This is a genomic window from Binatus sp. (SeqCode), assembly GCF_049584895.1.
Taxonomy (GTDB): domain Bacteria; phylum Desulfobacterota; class Binatia; order Binatales; family Binataceae; genus Binatus.
In genome coordinates this window covers 14,625-33,067 of the sequence record NZ_JBAUYR010000121.1, presented here as the reverse complement: position 1 = coordinate 33,067, position 18,443 = coordinate 14,625, and the positions used below count along the sequence as shown (strand labels likewise).

Genomic DNA, 18,443 nt, shown 5'->3' with positions numbered 1-18,443 from the left:
GGCCGAGTATTGGAACCGTCGTGCGCCGTTCCACGATGCCCTGGACGAGTCCCAAACCGCTAAGCAGCGAAGCGCGCTCGATTGCGAGTCCCATGAATTGTTAGCCCGTCTTCCTATTTCTGGATCTTAGATCTCTAAAAAAGAATAGCAGTAATAGTAGGTGTTGTGGATTTGTTGATGGAAGCTGCAACCGCCCGAAATTGAACGCCGATCGATCGCTGAAAAGCTGTCGGCGGAAAAGCGGCTGACCGACAGGGCCGGCCTTGTGCGCACCGGCCCTGTCGATAGCTCCAACCTTATGCTCCCCTCGTCCACACCTCCCCCACAATCGATTCACGCCGCATTTGCGCGGATCGATTTAAGCTCGCGTTCGATTTTCTCGATCGAGAGCCGAAAAGCCGAATCACTGGTGACGCGCCGCATGATCAGGTTGTAGGCGTGAATCACCGTCGAATGGTCGCGACCGAAATGCTCGCCGATCGTCGGGAATGAGCTTTCGGTCAGCTTGCGGCACAGGTACATCGCAACCTGGCGGCAGAACGCGATGTGCTGGGTGCGTTTCTTCGACTTCAAATCCGCCAGCCGAATATGGAAGAAATCCGAAACCGTCTTCTGGATCGAATCGATGTCGGGCTTCGCGTCGGAATTTCGCACCAGGTCCTGAAGCGCGTTCTTTGCGAAGTCCACCGTGATGGCAGATCCATCGAACGAGGCCAGCGCCGCCAGCCGCGTCAGGCATCCCTCGAGCTCGCGAACGTTCGACGAAACGCTCTGTGCGATATACATCGCGACCTCGGGCGCTAACCGGAGATTTTCGAGCACCGCCTTCTTTTGCACGATCGCCACGCGCGTCTCGAGGTCGGGCGGCGCGATGTCCGCGATCAGGCCCATTTCGAACCGGTTGCGCAGCCGCTCCTCGAGGCCGGGAATTTCGCGGGGAATTTTGTCGGAAGTCAGAATAATCTGATGCCGCTCGGCATGAAGCACGTTGAAAGTATGGAAGAACTCTTCCTGGGTGCGTTCGCGTCCGGCCAGGAATTGCACGTCGTCGAGAATCAAGGTATCGACGCGGCGAAACTTTTCGCGAAACTCGTTCATCTTGTCGCGCCGCAGCGAACCGATCAGCTCGTTCATGAAAATCTCGGCCGGCATGAACAACACTTTTTTCGGCCGCTCGCCGCTCGCCCAGATGTGGTGCCCGATCGCCGTCACCAGGTGAGTCTTGCCCAAGCCGACACCGCCATAAATAAAGAGCGGGTTGTACTTTTCGCCCGGCTGGTTGGCGACCGCCTGCGCCGCAGCATGCGCAAACTGGTTGGCCGATCCCACCACGAACTCCGCGAAACTGTAGCGGGCGTTCAGGGTCGGATGCCGATCTCCACGCGGCGCGGCAGTCGTCGTCGCGCGATTTGCCACCGCCGCCTTGCTGTTGCCATTTCCGTTTGCATGACCGTTGCCAGTTGAATGACCATTGCCGTTTGCGTGACCATTTGCTGACCGTTGTTGCGGCAGCGAGACAGCCGCATTCTCGCCGAGAGTCAACCGCACCTCGATTTCGCCGCCTGCCTCTGCCGATAGTGCCGATCGCATCAAGCTCAGGTAACGATCGTTGATCCAATCGCGAAAAAATCGATTAGGCGCCTCGACCGTGACGATTGATCCCTGATGAGCGACAAAATTCAGCGGTCCGATCCAGGTCTCGTAGCCGACCTGACCCAATTCATCGCGCATACGGTCCCCAGCCCGTTGCCACAAACCATTCATATCGTCTCCCCCATACACAAACCGGAAGTCAAAATCAGGTTCCGGAATTAGCGCGCCGGCATCAGATGCCGCGCGAATTACGCACAGTCTTATCCACACCTGTGGATAAGCGGGTTTTCCCTTGTGACAGCCGACAATTTGATTGCGCCAGGCGCGGGACTATCAACTTGTCCGGGTTACGATCGGTTCTGTTGGGTCGAAAAGTTTGTTTGAGAATACGAGCGATATTCACGCGCTTGGAAGCCATAGTCACGCGCCGCGAGATGAACCGTTCAATTGAAGATGGTTCTTGTAAGTACGAAGTGTGCGGCCAAGTGAACGTGATAAGCTTATTTCGTGAGGAGGACAAGCGCGCAAAAATTTTCGTCGCTATACACGCGGAACGTAAAGGAAATTTTACCACTAAGCGATTGCGCGCAATTCGCACGAATTTTTGCGCCGATCTCGCGATCGCGCAACTCTGCTCTGGAAGCCATCATGAGCGATCGCAATTTTTCGCGTCACAGCGTATTTTCCCCGCGAGAAGACTGCGCGCGATCAAATTTTTCTTCGCGATCGAAAAAATATTTTCGATCTCGCGAGATCAGCGCCGAAATTAACGATGACATCTAGAAAAAAATCAGATGAACTCTTCAACCGCGCCAGTGTTAAGATTCCTGGTGCGGTGAACTCTCCCGTGCGCGCGTGGAAGGCCGTCGGCGCAGCGCCAATCTTCATCGAGGGTGGCAGCGGTGCAACACTCACTGACGCCGACGGCAACACTTTTCTCGACTACGTCTGCTCCTATGGCCCCGCGATTCTCGGCCATGCTCATCCGAGTGTCACGCGAGCGATCGCCGAGCAGGCGCGACTCGGCCTGGGCTTCGGCGCGCCGACGCGGCTCGAAGTCGAGCTCGCTGAATTGATCTCGTCATCGATCAGTTGCGCACAAAAAGTACGATTGGTTACCTCGGGAACGGAAGCCGGTCTCACCGCAATTAGAATTGCGCGCGCGGCCACTGGTCGCACGAACATAATCAAGTTTGACGGATGCTATCACGGGCATAGCGACTCGATGCTGGTGCGCGCCGGTTCGGGCGGGATGACTCTTGGTCAACCCGATAGCGCGGGAGTTCCATCGGTGCTCGCGTCGATGACGATGGTGGCGCGATATAACTCGATTGAGACAGTCGAAGGTTTATTCCGCGCCGCGCCTGAAAAAATCGCAGCTGTGATCGTCGAGCCCGTCGCCGCCAATATGGGCGTGGTGAATCCCGATCCAGGATCGCTGAAGGCGCTCGCCGAAATCGCGCACAACAACGGCGCGCTTCTAATCTGTGACGAAGTTATATCCGGGTACCGCCTCTGCTTCGGTTCAGTTGCCGAAAGCATGGGCATCGCCCCGGACCTGATCATGCTCGGAAAAATAATTGGCGGCGGAATGCCGGTCGGCGCCGTCGCCGGCTCCGCGAAAATCATGGACCTGCTAGCGCCAGTCGGTCCGGTTTACCAGGCGGGAACGCTGTCGGGAAATCCGCTTTGCGTCCGCGCGGGCCTCGAAACACTTTCGGTTCTTCAGGAGACAAATCCATACGCTGCACTCGACGCCGCTGGCGCGCGTCTTGAATCCGGACTTCGCTACGCACTGAAAAAAACCGGACAGCCTGGATGCGTTAATCGCGCGGGATCTCTGCTCACGATGTTCCTCGGTCCTGAGCGCGTGCACGACGCCGACGAGGCTCGCACCTCCGACTCGGCGAAGTTCGCCGAATTTTTCCATGGCATGATTGCGCGCGGGATAAATATCCCGCCGTCGCAATTCGAAGCTATGTTTCTATCGACCGCGCATACCAACGCCGACATCGATCGCACCATCACGGCCGCCCACGAATCCCTGCGCGATCTGAATACGGGTAGATACTAAAGACATGGCGCTTAGCAATGGCAGGATGATGCGGTTCGCCGCGATCGGCTTCGAGTTCGCATGGCCGATGATCGCCGGCGCAATTCTCGGCCACTACCTCGACCTGTACTTTCACACCGACCCGTGGCTGACGCTCGTGATGTTCCTGCTCGGAGTCTTCGCCGGCTTCTGGCGCCTGATCCAGGAACTCGCCCTATTTCAGCGCGAGAACCGCGAGTCTTGATTGGCGCTGGCCGCCGACTAATGCTGCTTTCGCGGCTTGAGAGTTCTCAATTTCTCGAGGTCACAGCGTATGTGCAGGAATATCAAAATCCTTTTCAATTTCGAGCCTCCCGTCACCGACGAAGAGATTCGCGCCGCGTCGATTCAGTTCGTGCGCAAAATCTCCGGCTTCAACAAACCGTCGAAGGCCAACGAAGGTCCGTTCATGACGGCGATCGATGAAATCGCCGGAGCCTCGGCGCGATTTCTCCGCTCACTCGAAACCAACGCGCCGTCGAGGAATCGCGGGGAAGAAGCCGCCAAAGCGAAAGCCCGCGCCGCGGAAAGATTCGGCGCTTGATGGAGTTCTCGTGGTCAATCCCGACGATCGCGTCGATTCAGCGCACCAACTTCGGTCTCGTTATCGTCGCCGCGGCGATTCTTGATTTGTTCGCTTCGACGCCGGCGGCCGTCGGATGTTTGCTCGGCGGCGCGGTTGTGATCGCGAACTTGTGGATCCTGTCTGCTCTCGGCGGACTGCTGCTGGCGGCGTCGCGCGCCGGAGTTTCCGGTGCGGCGGCCAAGCTGGGAGCGCTCGCGATTCCGTTGAAGCTCTTCATAATCATCGGCATCGTCTATCTCGTTTTCAGTCGCGCGCGCATCGACGGCATGGGCTTCGGCTTCGGAGTCTTGACTCAGATGGCCGCGATCATTATTGAAACCGGGCGTGCTTCACTGCGCGGCGCTAGCTAAGATCGCCGCGTCGGAGAAATTTAATTGCAGAAGTCGGTAAACTTTCTCGAACTGATCGGCGGCGGCAAAATCCCCGAGGTGCTGATTGGCACCTGGATCGTAATGGGCATCCTGCTCGTGTTTGGATTCGTTGCGCGCGCCTCAATCGCCGGCGCCGCTGACCCCGTCATACCCGACGAAGGCGTAAGCATCCGCTCGATCTCGGAGATGATCGTCGAATGGCTCGACGGTTTCGTTGCCGAAGTCACCGAGATGCACGGGTCGCGCGCGATGGTCCCGTTCTTCGGCTGCATCTTCATGTTCATCCTGTTCGCGAATTTCTTCGGATTGATTCCCGGGATGGAGCCTCCGACCGGCGACTCGGACCTGACCTTCGCGCTCGGCGTCATCTGCTTCGGCTATTACATCTACCAGGGCTTCGCCTCGAACGGCGTCTGGTACCTGAAGAGTTTCCTCGGCCCGTATTTGCCGCTGGCAGTTCTGATGCTGCCGATCGAGCTCGCCGACAATTTGTTCCGCCCTTTTTCGCTGGGCATTCGTCTTTACGCCAACATGTTCGCCGACCATACCGTGCTCAGCATTTTCACCGGCCTGACGCGGCTGATCATACCGCTGGCATTCTATGCGCTTGGATCGATCGTCTGCATAATTCAGGCGATCATCTTCGTGGTTCTTTCGATGAGTTACGTGCGACTCGCCGCCAGCCACGATCACTAAAGAGATTTCACTGAGAAAGGAGCGCCAGGGATTCCGACCGGAATTCGAGGTGGTAGAGGAAGAGAGGTGGCCGGCTGCGGCACCCGGGGCGCGCGAAATAGAAGGAGGATAGAAATGTTACGAAACAGGATTGGAACCATAGTGACGATGGCCGGAATCGCCATCCTCGCGTCACCGCTGCTCGCGATGGCGCAGGAAGCAGCCGGTGCCGGCGATGGCGCGCCGCTTCGCGCGGGCCTGATCGCGATCGCCGCGAACATCGGCATAGGAATCGCGGCCTTCGGCAGCGCACTCGGACAGGGCCGGATGGCGGCCTCGGCGATGGAATCGATCGGCCGCAACCCGAACAGCGCCGGCCAGATCTTCGTCCCGATGATCATCGGCCTCGCGTTCATCGAAGCGCTGACTCTGTACGCGCTCGTGATCGCATTCTTCCTGCAGGCGAAGATCTAGCGACTACTCACTCAGACAATGTGACAGGTGGGAGCGGGGTCCATCCGGGCCCCGTTTCTCTTTCTATCGATCCGGTCTCGCCGGTGCTGCTCGGATCCTGACCGCTAGAACGGTTTGATCACCGTCAGCACGAGGATCGCGATCAGCAACGCGCTCACCATCCCGTGGATGATGCGAAACTCGCGACTCGATGAATGACTCGGATTGTTCTCGAGGAATTTGATTCGGCGATAAAACCGGACGTGATAAAAAAGCAGGATCGCGACCAGCAGCAGCTTCGCCTCGAGCCATCCCTGCCGCAGCACCGACGGATCAAGGAGAATCAGCAGCAGCCCGAGCAGGATGGTGACCGCGGCTCCCAAGTTCACCGTGGATTCGAACAAACCGCGCGCCGCGCCGAGAAAACGTTCCTTGGGCAGTCCGACTTCTTCGGGCACGCGCGCGAGCAGGCTGGTGACCATTAAGAGTCCGCCCAACCAGAAGATCACGCCGAAGATATGAAGAGCGAGTACGAAGCCGCGAACAAAGTACATTAAGTTCCCCCGGTTCCGATCAAATTGCGTCCCGGTCAATTCCGCTGGTGGTTGCGATCGCGAGCACAGCGGCGCTGAGGTGAAGAGTTCCGGCGCGGGCGGGTGCTTGCTTGACTGGTCCTAACCTTGGCATTGATTGGGGTACGCTGGTTGAAGAGCATCTTACGCTAGCCGCGCAGTGAAGCGAACCGACATCCATCAATACGAGGCGTCCAGATGGCGATTTCCTACGAGGGAGAACTCAAGCGTAAAAAGATCAGCGCCGATGAAGCCGCGGCGCGCGTCAAGTCCGGCGATTGGGTCGAGTACGGATTCGGGCTCGGGCAGCCGGACGCGTTCGATCGCGCGCTGGCAGAGCATGCGCAAAAACTCGAGCGCGTAAAGATCCGCGGATGCCTCGCGATGCGTCCGCGCGCGGCGGTCGAGGCCGATCCCGAGGAGCGTCGTCTCACTTACCTGTCCTGGTATTTCTCGGGGCTCGAAAGAAAGATGCACGATCGCGGCCTGGCGCATCATATTCCGATGAACTTCGGGGAGGCGCCCGACAACTATCGCCGCTTCATCGATGTCGACGTTGCGGTGCTGAAGACGGCGCCGATGGACGAACATGGATTTTTCAACTTCGGCCCGTCGGTCACATATCACAAGGCGATCACTGAAAAAGCGAAGATGCTCATCGTCGAGACGGACGCGAGTGTGCCGTACGTTTTCGGAATCGAGAACGCGGTGCATATAGATGACGTCGAGTACGTGCTGGATGCGGGCGCGTCGGTGATGCCGGAGCTGAAGAACCCGGCGGCGAGCGCGGTCGATCAGAAAGTAGCGGAGCTGATCGCGCCGGAGATTCCCAGCGGCGCGTGCGTGCAGATCGGAATCGGCGCGATGCCCAATGCGGTCTGCGAATTGCTCGCGACCGCGCCGATCAAAGACCTCGGCGTGCACACCGAGATGTTCGTCGACTCGCTGGTGTCGTTGTTCGAGGCCGGCAAAGTTACTGGCGCGCACAAAGCGACCAACCGCTACCAGATGACCTACACCTTCGCGGCGGGCTCAAAGCGGATGTACGACTTTCTCGATCGCAACACCGCATGCTTCGCGGGGCCGGTCGATTACACCAACCTGCCGCAGCACATTATGCAGAACGATCGCGTCATCTCGATCTGCAACGCGGCGCAAATCGATCTCACCGGGCAGGCGTGTTCCGAGTCCGCCGGCGTGCGGCAGATCAGTGGCACCGGCGGACAACTGCAATTCGTGCGTGGCGCGTACGCCTCACGCGAGGGCAAGTCATTCATATGCCTCGCGTCGACTTACCAGCGCGATACGCATCGCGCGAGCCGAATCGTCGCGCGAATCGACGACTGCAATATCGTGACGACGCCGCGCACCGACGTGATGTACGTCGTGACCGAGTACGGGATCGTCAATCTGAAAGGTAAGTCAGTGCCGGAGCGCGCGCGTGCGCTGATCTCGATCGCGCATCCTGATTTCCGCGACGAGCTGGAACGCCAGGCTCGCGACTACCGCCTGATCTCTCGCGCCATTTTTTGATCGAGAGAGAGTCAGCGCGCCGGGGTCTCATCGTTGTCGTCTGCGAACTTGTACACGAGCTCGTCGGGGCGCGCGTAACCAAGCTCGCGGCGAATCAGGCGTTCGAGATAGCGGTCATCTGAACGAAGCTTCTGAATGCGCGTTCTGAACGCAGCGTTGTCCGCTATCAGTTGATTGCGGCGGGTCTCCAATGCGGCACGATGGCTCTGGAGGGCAACGAGGTCGCGCGGCCCCAGGTTGCCCAGCAGCGCACTTAAGATAAGCATCAGCAAAACCCCGGCGAAGATTAGGCTGAGCCACTCGCGGCGGAGTACGAAGCTTAACCGGGTCATCCCAGCAATCGTAATTCAACGGCTGGGTTGAGTTCAAGAGTTCTAATCTTGAACGCCATTCTAAAGACTCGAAACAGACCGGTTCGGTTGGACTCTTCCGACTTTAAAATTTCTTTATAAATCACGCGCTGGCCCTTGATTTGAGAATAACATGTTTCTATAATCGGCCCGAACCGATGAGACATGAGGGCTCATCTATAAGAAAAGGCGCTTCTCCAGCAGCAGCCTACGAAGAGGAGGTACCTATGCCAGGAATGAAAAAAATGGCCAAAAAGGCCACCAAGTCCAAACCGATGCGGAAGAGCAAAATGGCAAAAAAGAAGCCTGCCAAAAAGACCAAAAAGAAGTAGTCACTTAATGAGTTTACCTTCGGGCTAATACCCCGAAGGCTGGCTAAGGATGCCAGGGATTGCTGCTGGAATAAGCCGAGGCTGAAAGGCCTCGCAACACGGGAGAGCCCCTTCGAAAGAGGGGGCTCTTTCCTTTTGTGGCGCTTGCGGGCGTGCGCATTCAACATGATAGGGTTCGATCGCCGCGACGCCTCGCGAACCTTGATGTCGGAGCCAGCGAAAAATTTTGAAGTGATAATTGTCGGCGCGCGCGTCGCCGGCAGCGCAACGGCGATCCTGCTCGCGCGTGATGGACGGCGCGTTTTGCTAATCGACAAAGATGGATTCCCGTCGGACCGGCTGTCGACGCACATCGTGCTCGGCGGCGGTGCCAAAGTGCTCGAGCGCATGGGCATGCTCGAAATGCTCGAGCGCGCGGGTGGCGTGCGCTTCGAACGGTCGCGTACGGTCGGACCCGATTTCGACTATAGCGGCGAACTCGTGCGCAATGGCGCCGACGATCGCGGACTGTGCCTCGGACGCGTGCTGATGGATGCCGCGATGATCGATGCGGCGCGAAGTTTTGACAACGTCACGTTTCGCGAACGTTTCAGGCTTACCGATCTGCTTATCGAGGATGACGCCGTCGTGGGGATTCGCGGTGAGGATGCGTCGGGCGTCCACGAGTTTCGCGCGCCGCTGACGATCGGTGCCGACGGGATGCGCAGTTCGGTCGCGCAGATCGCGTCGGAGCGTATCGACGCGTTCGGGCGCGTCGACGTTCGGTGCGCACGCGCTTACTACTACGCGTACTTCGAAGGCGTCGCGCGGAAAAATCTCGGTGACGAGCTGGTAGCGGAATTCGAGTCGGCCCCCGGCGCGGGCAACCTGGTTTGTCGATGCGAGAACGGACTCACGGTCGCGGCGACCGCGTTTGACGCGTCGGAGATGCAAACTTTTCGCACCGACCTCGCCTCGAATCTGCGCGGCTATCTGAATCGATCCTTCGCGGTTGGAAAGATCCTCGAAGGCGCGACGATCGCGGGCAAAGTGTTTTCTTCCGGCCTGCTCAACAACACGTATCGTAATCCGGTCACCGACGGCGCGATTCTGATCGGCGACGCGGGCCTGCATGTCGATCCGCTGTTCGGCCAGGGGCATTCGATGGCGCTGATGAGTGCATGGATCGTCGGCGAGCTGGCACGCGAGTGGTTCTCCAATGGCCGCGGCAACGCGATCCCCGTCGACATGCTGGCTGACTATACGCGGCGTCGCGATGCGGAACTGATGCCGTACTACAACGCGAGCGTTCGCACGTCGCGCGAGCTTCCGCTCGACAAGGGCAGCCGCCTGGCGCATCGCACGGCCAGCCGCGAACAGTGGGCGGCGGACGAGATGATCAAGTTCTCGCAGATGCTGGCGCCGCGCGCCGCGCTCTCGTTCAGATTCGCGCGCCTGATGGCGGCCGCGTCGCGAGCCGCTTAAGTCGGCAGTCCTATGGACGACGTCGAACTCGGCCGTATTCCCGCGCAGCGTGAGCTGCCCGAGCCGGTTAAGTTTGCGTGGCCGATAATGCTGCTGCCAGAAATGTTCGCGACACCGCGGCATCTCGCGCTGGTGCTCGGCTACCTCGCGTCGATCGGATGGGAGGTATTCGTGCCCGATTTGCGCGCTGTATATGGCAAAGGTCCGACGCCACCGCTCGAGAAACTTCGCTTCAATGATCTTGCCGCGCTGGCCGGCGAAGCACTCGAAGGCATCGGCCGCGAGGCGGTCATATTCGGTCACGGCGTCGGCGGATTGGTCGCGCTCAAACTGAGCGCGCATCCACGAGTGAAGGCGTCGGTCGCATACGCGCCACTGGTGCCGGGCTTTCGCACGCCGATCGTCGGCGGAATCGGAAATCGGATCGCGACGATGCTGGGCAGACCAATCAAGCCCCCGAGCGGCAGAGTACTTTTCGAACTGATCGCTGATTCCGATCCTTTCACCCGCGAAGGTTTGATAAACGCGATGGTGCCAGATTCGGGCGCGCTCGCGACCGACGTGATGACCGGCGCGATCGAGTTCGCACCCTCAGACAAAGCCGCGCCGCGGCTCGTCGTCGCCGGGGACTCGGATATTCTCGCGCCGATCACGGAGACGACGAAATTTGCCGAATCGATCGGCGCGAAGCTGGCGACGATTCGGGGGCGTGGGCATTGGCTGATTGGCGGACGCGCGCTCGAGCGTGCAATCAATGAGACGCAGCGATTCCTGGTGCGCGCGCTCGGGCAGGATTTGCTGCTGCTCTATCCCGAAGAGTGGAAAAACGAGCCGCCTGAGTGAGAGAGTGAAATCGAAGGCAGGTACAAAACCATGGCAAATGAAAACGGGCAGAAGAATTTGATCATCGAGGAAGAAGCCGGGCTGGTCACGCTCACGATGAACCGGCCGGAGAAGCGCAATGCGCTTTCGACCGCGATGATGACGGAGCTGAACGACGCGCTGGTCGCGACAGGAAAACGCAGCGACGCGCGCGCGGTGATAATCGCGGGCAACGGGCCGGCGTTCTCGGCGGGTCACGACCTCAGCGAGCTCAAAGGTCGCGACCTCGCCTTCTATCGCTACGAATTCGACCTGTGCGCGCAGTTGATGCTGACGATTCAAAGAATTCCGCAGCCGGTGATCGCGCGCGTCCATGCGATCGCGACCGCCGCTGGATGCCAGCTTGCGGCGACCTGCGATCTCGTCGTGGCGGGCGAGAGCGCGAGCTTCGCCACGCCGGGCGTGAGAATCGGACTGTTCTGCTCGACGCCGATGGTCGCGCTGACGCGCGCAGTCGGCCGCAAGCATGCGATGGAAATGCTGCTGACGGGCGAGCCGGTGAAAGCGAAGGTCGGCGCTGAATGGGGCCTGGTGAACAGAGTGGTGGCCGACGCGGAGCTGGTCGCGGAGACGCGCAAGCTCGCGATGCAGATAGTCGAGGCGAGCCCGCTAATCATCGGAATCGGCAAGCGCGCATTCTACGAGCAAATCGATCTCGATACGGCGGAGGCCTACGACTACACGAAGGAAGTGATGAGCGAGAACGCAATGGCAATCGACGCGCAGGAGGGAATCGGCGCCTTCCTGGAAAAGCGCAAGCCAGTTTGGTGCGGTAAGTGAGGGGCGCGTACGAGAGATCGATTGAAAGTGAAACCCGCGAAGGATCGGGATTCTTCGCTGCGCTCTGAATGACACAAAGAGCTGAATGATACGAACAACTAGATGACACAGGCAGAAGAGCCTGAGCGAAATGGCGTCCTCGCCATTTTGCGATTTCCTGTCACTAGGTGCAGGGGTTACCCCTGCCCAAGGAAGTTTGAAACCCACGGCGGGTTTCAATTCAAATAAGTTTCGCCCGCTCCATTTGGTTCTCAAACACCCGTATTGATCGGGTGCGTCGCTCTTGTTAGGGTCGGATATGGCGCATCTTAGTAAACGGACTGCGTTTAAAAGCTGAAGGGCGAGTTGGGCCCGCGGAAAACCGCGGGCTCTTTTTTTATCTTAGGAGGGTATTTTTATGGCGCATCAGGAACTCCGCGAAGCACTTACCTTCGATGACGTTCTTCTGCTGCCTCAATCGTCTGATTTATTGCCGGCCAATTGCGATGTTTCTACTGCGCTGACGCCGAAGATACGGCTGCGCATTCCGCTTGTGTCGTCCCCGATGGATACCGTTACCGAATCGCGCACCGCGATTGCGATCGCGCAGATGGGTGGCTTCGGTTTTATCCATCGTAATCTTTCGATCGAAGAGCAGGCGGCCGAAGTCGAGACGGTCAAGAAATATGAAACCGGGATGATCGTCGATCCGATCACCGTCAGTCCTGAGCAGAAGATTGGCGAGGCGCTGGCGGTGATGGAACGCTTCCGGATCTCGGGGCTGCCGGTTGTTTCCGATGGGCGGCTGGTCGGCATTCTGACTAATCGCGATCTTCGATTTGAGCGGCGGCTCGACAAGCAGGTGCGTGACGTGATGACGCACAAAGTGATCACTGCCCGCCCGGGGATCGATCTCGAGCATGCGAAGGAGCTCTTGCAGGCGCATCGGATCGAGAAGCTGCCGCTGGTCGACGATCAGAATCGGCTGCGCGGGCTTATCACCGTTAAGGATATGGACAAGGCGATTCGTCATCCCCATGCGAGCAAGAATCAGCTCGGGCGGCTGCGGGTTGGCGCCGCGGTCGGCGTCGGTCCGGAGCGCGAGGCGCGGGTGGCGGCGCTGCGGCGGGCGGGCGTCGACGTGATTTGTATCGACACCGCGCATGGGCATACGCGGAACGTGATCGATGCGATCAAGGCGACCAAGAGCGAGTGGCCCGATATCGAAGTCGTGGCGGGAAACGTCGCGACCAGCGAAGGCGCGAAAGCCTTATGCGACGCCGGCGCCGACGCTCTCCGGGTCGGGATGGGGCCGGGATCGATTTGCACGACGCGCGTGATCTCGGGAGTCGGAGTGCCGCAGATCACAGCGATCATGGATACGATTGCGGTTGCCGAGCCGCGCAATATCCCGGTGATCGCGGACGGCGGAATCCGGTTCTCGGGCGATATCACCAAGGCGATTGCGGCGGGCGCGAACAGCGTGATGATCGGATCGCTGTTCGCGGGCTCCGAGGAAAGTCCGGGCGAGACGATTCTCTACCAGGGGCGCACCTACAAACTTTACCGCGGGATGGGATCGCTCGGTGCGATGAACGAGCGCACCGGCGACCGCTACGGACAGCTCGCCGCGACCGACGGCAAGCATGTGCCGGAGGGAATCGAGGGGCGTGTACCCCATCGCGGATCGCTCGCGTCGAATATCGAGCAGCTGGTGGGCGGGTTGCAGTCGGGAATGGGATATATCGGCGCGGCAAATCTGGCGGAGCTGCGCAAGCGGGCGAAGTTCGTCAAGGTAAGCGACGCGGGTATGCGCGAGAGTCATGTGCATGACGTGTTTATTACGAAAGAAGCGCCGAATTACAGACATTGAGATGCGGGGCTCCTCGCCCCGCGCCCCCGGCAGGGGTGACCCACTGCACCCAGTATTAAAAGAATAAAAGATGCGGGACGTTGTCCCTGTTTGGAGGTTGTTTGGGTTTGGGACGGGCGGGATGCATTTTGGTGGCACAGGCTTTAGCCTGTGACTTTTCAGAGAATCACCGGCTGAAGCCGGTGCCACTTCGGAGAAGGGGTTTTTTCGGACCCGGAAAATTTCCCCCTAAACCAACTTCCTAACAGGGACGAAGTCCCGCATCCTTGGTTTGTTTATTGGGTGCAGGGGTCACCCCTGCCGAAGGAAGTATGAAACCCACCGTGGGTTTCATTACAATTAGTTCCTCTAAGTTCCTTCTGAGGGCGGGGCGGGACCATGGCGGAAAAAAATCGACTCAGGGTTGGCGTGCTGTTTGGGGGGCGGTCGGGCGAGCATGAGATTTCGCTGCGATCGGCGCTGACGGTGATGTCGGCGATGGATCCGGCGCGGTATGAGATCGTGCCGGTTGGGATTGGGCGCGATGGGCGATGGTATCTCGAGCGCAACGCGCTGAAGCTGCTCGCCGAGAAGACGCCGCATCTTGCGGCACTCAGCGCGGGCGGTACGCAGGTGACTCTGCTGCCTCATCCGGAGGGACAGGCGCTGGTCGCGACGCCGATGGACGGGGCGGGCGTCGCGGTGACGCGCGCGCAAGATGCGATCCCGGGGCTCGATGTCGTGTTCCCGATGCTGCATGGCACTTACGGCGAGGACGGCACGGTGCAGGGGCTGCTCGAGCTGGCGGGAATCCCGTACGTGGGAGCGGGCGTGCTCGGGTCGGCAATCGGGATGGACAAGGATGCGCAGAAGCGGTTGCTGCGCGATGCGAGTGTCGCAGTGGTGAAATATTTTGCGATCGATCGGGCGGACTATCATGAGACGCCGGAGCTTGGGGAACGGCTGGCGCGCAAGATTGGCTATCCCGTTTTCGTCAAGCCCAACGCGCTCGGATCGTCGATCGGAATCAGCAAGGTGAAGCGATCCGTGGATTTGAATGCCGCGCTCGACGATGCGTTTCAGTACGATCGCAAGGCGCTGATCGAGGCGTCGTGCGAGGGTCGCGAGATCGAATGCGCGGTGCTCGGCAACGATCGTCCCGAGGCGTCGGTTCCCGGCGAGGTGCTGGTGAAGGGCGCCCATGAGTTTTACGACTACGAATCGAAGTACGTCGATCCGGAAGGATCGTCGACGAAGATTCCCGCCGACTTGCCCGCCGCGAAGACGAAGAAGCTGCGCGCGATGGCGGTGGCGGCGTTCAAGGCGCTGTCATTGCGCGGGATGGCGCGAGTCGATTTTCTCGCGAGCCGTGATTTGCGCGAGATTTACGTGAACGAGGTGAACACTATTCCCGGTTTCACTTCGATCAGCATGTATCCGAAGCTGTGGGAGGCGTCGGGGGTGCCGTTGCCAAAGCTGATCGATCGGTTGATCGAACTGGCGCTCGAGGAGCATCGCGAGCGCGAGTCGTTGAAGATTACGTATCAACCTAAGTCCTCGCCGAAGTCTCCTCCGAAGCCGGGTAAATGAGCCGATGCGGCGGCTGCTGATTGCGACTACGAATCGGGCGAAGCTTGCCGAGTATCGATTGATCCTGCGCAACGTCGGTATCGAGCTGGAACTGGTCTCGATTGCTGACGTCGGAATCCTTGAAAGTCCTGAAGAGACGGGCGCGACATTCCTCGAGAATGCGCTGATCAAGGCACGGTTCTATTTCGAGCACGCGCGAATCGCGACCCTTGCTGATGACGGCGGCCTCGAGATCGACGCGCTGGGCGGAGAGCCGGGCGTCAGGTCGCATCGATGGCTCGGCACGGGTGGAGATGATTCCGACGAGGCGCTGGTCGCTGAAGTTATGCGGCGGATGAAAGGCGTGGAGGCGGCGCGGCGGACGGCGCGAATTCGTGCGACGCTGGCGCTGATACACGAGGAACGCGGTGTGATCCGCGAGCAGACTGCGGAGGGGGCAATCGAGGGCGTGATCGGCGCGCGCGCATCTGCGGAGATTCGCGCGGGATTTCCATATCGCGCGGTGCTGGTTATTCCCGCGCGCAACTGTTATCTCGGCGAACTTGGCGACGAAGAGGAAGCTCAAATCGGCCAGCGCCGTATCGCGATCCTCAAGTTGCGGGACGAGCTCGAGCGGATAGCCGCAGGCCGCGCGGCGGGCTAAGATCGCGACGCAAAGGTGAAAGGCAAGCGCAAGGGCAAAGTCGTCGTGCTGCATCTGGCGGCGCGATACCCGTTTGCCGGGGTTATCTGGCAATTAATTCATCACTTGCTGGCGCTCAGGCAGATCGGTTTCGACGTTTATTACATCGAGGATCATCGCTCCTACGTTTACGATCCGACGATCGAATCCGGGACCGGGGATCCGTCGCGAAATTTGAAGGTGCTGAACGGCGTGCTCGAGCGTTACGGCTTCGGCGATCGTTGGGCGTTCCTCGACTCGGCGAAAGAGGAGTACGTCGGGATGTCGCGAGCGCGATGCATGGAACTGTTTCGCGACGCCGACATGGTGGTCAATCTTTGCGGGTCAACCGAGCCTCGCGAGGAGCATGAGCGCAACCGCTGCCTCGTTTACCTCGAGACTGACCCGGGCGTAATGCAGCTCGAGCTGGCGCGCAAGATTCCGACGACGGTGGCGTTTGCCAAGGCGCACAAATTGTTCTTCACGTATTGCTACAATATCGGCGCGCCCGATTGCCTGCTGCCGAGCGGCGGCGTCAAGTGGCATCCGACGCGTCCGCCGGTGAATCTCGACGAGTGGCATCCTGGGATCGGCGCCGCGGAGCCGCGCGCGTTTACGACGGTCGGCACGTGGCAGAATAACGGCAACGACATGGTAATCGCGGGCGAGACGTACTACTGGTCCAAGCATTTGAATTTTCGCAAGGCGCTCGAGGTTGCGGCGCGCGCGAATCAGCCGATTGAGATCGCGACCAATCTGAGCGGCGGACCGGACTACGAGCGCGCGATTGCGGGCGGATTCACGATTACCCCGGTGGTGCCGATGTCGCTCGATATCGACGCGTATCGCGAGTATATCAGTGGGTCGCGCGGCGAGTTTACGGTCGCCAAGGACATCTACGTGAGGCCGCGCACGGGATGGTTCAGCGATCGCACGGTGTGCTACCTGGCGGCGGGACGACCGGTGGTGACGCAACGGACCGGGTTTGAAAAATTTATTCCCACCGGCGTGGGACTGATGGGATTCGACACGCCGGATGAAGCGGTTGACGCGATCAAACAAATCAACGCCGACTACTTTCGGCATGCCCGCGCCGCGCGCGAGATAGCGGTCGAGTATTTCGACGCGGTGAAACTGCTCGACGAAATCGCGGTGGCGGCGGGGATCTGAACGATGGCGACGCCGCTTCAGTCGATGCTGCAAATCGACGTGCTGCCGCGCGATTCGCGCACTGTCGTCGAAAGCGTGCTGGTGCTGGTCGGTATGATGGGGGCGTTTGCGGTGCGCCGGCGCAGGCGCGCGGTGACCGCGACGACCTTCCTGCTGCTGTCGGGCAGCGCGCTGATCGACGCCGGCGCGCGCTTCATCCCCAACCCGCTGGTCGGCGAAAAGGTCGCGGTTGCGGCGTTCGTTCTGTTTCTGTTCGGCGTGATTCGTCTCGTGCTCGAATTCGTCGACTCGATCACGCGTCGCGGCAAGGTCCATTTCTCCACTATCAGCAAGGACCTGCTGATGCTGGTGTTGTGGTTCGTGGTGGTCATGGTGGTGTTGTACACCGACTTCGGGGTGCAGCCGCTTTCGATTCTGACCACCACCACGGTGTTCGCGGCGGTGCTCGGCTTCGCGCTGCAGGAGACTCTCGGCAACATCTTCAGCGGGCTGTCGCTCTCGATGGGGCGGCCGTTTGAGCCGGGCGACTGGATCCGCAGCGGCACGCATGTCGGGCAGGTCAAGGGAATCGCATGGCGCGCGACGACGATCGTCACGCGGGCCAACGAGCGGCTCGAGGTCCCCAACTCCGTCATCGCCAAGGACGTGCTGTTCAACTACGCCACCGGCCACGTGTGCGACGAGATTACGGTCGGAATCAGCTACAGCGTACCGCCCAATCACGTGCGCGAAGTGGTGCTCACGTTGCTGCGCGACCTGCCGCAAGTGCTGCGAGATCCGCCGCCCGAAGTTTTGGCCTGGAACTATTCCGATTTCGCGATCGAGTATCGAATCAAGTACTCGATCGCCGACTACGGCGCGCTGGAACGCGTGCGCGATCGGGTCGCGTCGAGTTTGTGGTACGCGCTGCGGCGCCATTCGATCGAGATTCCGTTCCCGACCCGCACCGTTCATGTGCGCGATGCGGGCCGCGATGAAGACGAAAAGGCCGACGCCCAGTTCGAGCGCGAGCTGATGACCGACCTGCGCCACGTCGATTGGCTGCGCGGCCTCAGCGACGAAGAGCTTCGGTTGCTGGTGCCGACTGTCGCAGTGCGCCAGTTTGGCGCGGGTGAGATGCTGGTGCGCATCGGCGAACCGGGCGAGTCGATGTTCATCGTGCGCAGCGGACGAGCCGAAGTCCTGGGTCAAACGGCAGACGGCCAGGTTCGCCACCTTGCGGAAATTGGCGCTGGCGTTATCACCGGCGAGATGGCTCTGATGACCGGCGAGCCACGCAACGCAAGCGTGCGCGCGATCACGGATCTTGAAGTGATCGAGATGGACCGCGAGGGCTTCACGCGCCTGTTCAAGGAGCATCCTGACGCGGCCGCCAGCATCGGCGATATTATAGCCGCGCGCAATCGCGACCGGCTGGAAAAGCTCTCATCCGGCGACACCATGGACGGCAAAGGCGGACCGCATCGATGGTTGCTGGCGAAGATGCGCGAGCTGTTCGATTTTTGAAC

General features: G+C 59.9%; 18 protein-coding genes. 15 read left to right on the top strand and 3 right to left on the bottom strand.

All coding sequences use genetic code 11. The features are described 5' to 3' along the window. Positions 1-333: 333 nt before the first annotated feature. Positions 334-1,764 carry a chromosomal replication initiator protein DnaA gene (gene dnaA / locus WB650_RS20965; RefSeq protein ID WP_422306138.1) on the bottom strand — a complete coding sequence of 477 codons (1,431 nt, stop codon included), beginning with the start codon at positions 1,762-1,764 and terminating at the stop codon, positions 334-336. A gap of 601 nt (positions 1,765-2,365) precedes the next feature. On the opposite strand from dnaA, the gene hemL reads away from it, so the two are divergent. From hemL to WB650_RS20935, 6 genes are all read left to right on the top strand, one after another. Continuing rightward, on the top strand, positions 2,366-3,667 hold the full coding sequence (hemL, locus tag WB650_RS20960; RefSeq protein ID WP_422306136.1) for a glutamate-1-semialdehyde 2,1-aminomutase: 1,302 nt from the start codon (positions 2,366-2,368) through the stop codon (positions 3,665-3,667). A 4-nt stretch (positions 3,668-3,671) separates the two neighbouring features. Next, positions 3,672-3,890: an AtpZ/AtpI family protein gene (locus WB650_RS20955; protein ID WP_422306134.1), complete on the top strand. Its 219-nt coding sequence runs from the start codon at positions 3,672-3,674 to the stop codon at positions 3,888-3,890. A gap of 69 nt (positions 3,891-3,959) precedes the next feature. Then, complete coding sequence (locus WB650_RS20950) at positions 3,960-4,229, top strand: DUF2277 domain-containing protein (RefSeq protein WP_422306132.1); 270 nt, start codon at positions 3,960-3,962, stop codon at positions 4,227-4,229. Continuing rightward, the gene (locus tag WB650_RS20945; RefSeq protein WP_422306130.1) at positions 4,229-4,621 is read left to right on the top strand and encodes a hypothetical protein; all 393 of its coding nucleotides are present in this window, start codon (positions 4,229-4,231) and stop codon (positions 4,619-4,621) included. Before WB650_RS20950 ends, WB650_RS20945 begins: the two co-directional genes overlap by 1 nt. A gap of 24 nt (positions 4,622-4,645) precedes the next feature. Continuing rightward, on the top strand, positions 4,646-5,338 hold the full coding sequence (atpB, locus tag WB650_RS20940) for a F0F1 ATP synthase subunit A (RefSeq protein WP_423961903.1): 693 nt from the start codon (positions 4,646-4,648) through the stop codon (positions 5,336-5,338). A gap of 114 nt (positions 5,339-5,452) precedes the next feature. Further along, a complete protein-coding gene (locus tag WB650_RS20935; RefSeq protein ID WP_422304267.1) occupies positions 5,453-5,791 on the top strand; it encodes an ATP synthase F0 subunit C in 339 nt (112 codons plus the stop codon). Between the two features lie 104 nt (positions 5,792-5,895). Here WB650_RS20935 and WB650_RS20930 read toward each other — a convergent pair whose 3' ends face one another. Beyond that, positions 5,896-6,324: a CopD family protein gene (locus WB650_RS20930; RefSeq protein ID WP_422304268.1), complete on the bottom strand. Its 429-nt coding sequence runs from the start codon at positions 6,322-6,324 to the stop codon at positions 5,896-5,898. Positions 6,325-6,540: 216 nt separating this feature from the next. Here WB650_RS20930 and WB650_RS20925 point away from each other — a divergent pair, with 216 nt between their 5' ends. Then, on the top strand, positions 6,541-7,875 hold the full coding sequence (locus WB650_RS20925; protein WP_423961900.1) for an acetyl-CoA hydrolase/transferase family protein: 1,335 nt from the start codon (positions 6,541-6,543) through the stop codon (positions 7,873-7,875). Positions 7,876-7,886: 11 nt separating this feature from the next. Here WB650_RS20925 and WB650_RS20920 read toward each other — a convergent pair whose 3' ends face one another. Then, the gene (locus WB650_RS20920; RefSeq protein ID WP_423961898.1) at positions 7,887-8,141 is read right to left on the bottom strand and encodes an FtsB family cell division protein; all 255 of its coding nucleotides are present in this window, start codon (positions 8,139-8,141) and stop codon (positions 7,887-7,889) included. 620 nt (positions 8,142-8,761) lie between these two features. On the opposite strand from WB650_RS20920, the gene WB650_RS20915 reads away from it, so the two are divergent. The 8 genes from WB650_RS20915 (at position 8,762) to WB650_RS20880 (ending at position 18,441) form a co-directional block, all read left to right on the top strand. After that, a complete protein-coding gene (locus tag WB650_RS20915) occupies positions 8,762-10,021 on the top strand; it encodes an NAD(P)/FAD-dependent oxidoreductase (protein WP_422303625.1) in 1,260 nt (419 codons plus the stop codon). Between the two features lie 12 nt (positions 10,022-10,033). After that, on the top strand, positions 10,034-10,864 hold the full coding sequence (locus tag WB650_RS20910) for an alpha/beta hydrolase (RefSeq protein ID WP_422303626.1): 831 nt from the start codon (positions 10,034-10,036) through the stop codon (positions 10,862-10,864). Positions 10,865-10,894: 30 nt separating this feature from the next. After that, entirely contained in the window at positions 10,895-11,683 is a 789-nt protein-coding gene (locus WB650_RS20905; RefSeq protein WP_422303627.1) for an enoyl-CoA hydratase, read from the top strand. A 397-nt stretch (positions 11,684-12,080) separates the two neighbouring features. Beyond that, positions 12,081-13,535 carry an IMP dehydrogenase gene (gene guaB / locus WB650_RS20900; RefSeq protein ID WP_423961896.1) on the top strand — a complete coding sequence of 485 codons (1,455 nt, stop codon included), beginning with the start codon at positions 12,081-12,083 and terminating at the stop codon, positions 13,533-13,535. 378 nt (positions 13,536-13,913) lie between these two features. Then, a complete protein-coding gene (locus WB650_RS20895; protein ID WP_422306895.1) occupies positions 13,914-15,104 on the top strand; it encodes a D-alanine--D-alanine ligase family protein in 1,191 nt (396 codons plus the stop codon). A 4-nt stretch (positions 15,105-15,108) separates the two neighbouring features. After that, on the top strand, positions 15,109-15,747 hold the full coding sequence (locus WB650_RS20890; RefSeq protein ID WP_422306897.1) for a non-canonical purine NTP pyrophosphatase: 639 nt from the start codon (positions 15,109-15,111) through the stop codon (positions 15,745-15,747). 15 nt (positions 15,748-15,762) lie between these two features. Beyond that, positions 15,763-16,935 (top strand): glycosyltransferase, encoded by a 1,173-nt coding sequence (locus tag WB650_RS20885; RefSeq protein WP_422306899.1) that lies wholly within the window; start codon positions 15,763-15,765, stop codon positions 16,933-16,935. A gap of 3 nt (positions 16,936-16,938) precedes the next feature. Further along, positions 16,939-18,441 (top strand): cyclic nucleotide-binding domain-containing protein, encoded by a 1,503-nt coding sequence (locus tag WB650_RS20880; protein ID WP_422306901.1) that lies wholly within the window; start codon positions 16,939-16,941, stop codon positions 18,439-18,441. The last annotated feature ends 2 nt before the right edge of the window (positions 18,442-18,443 follow it).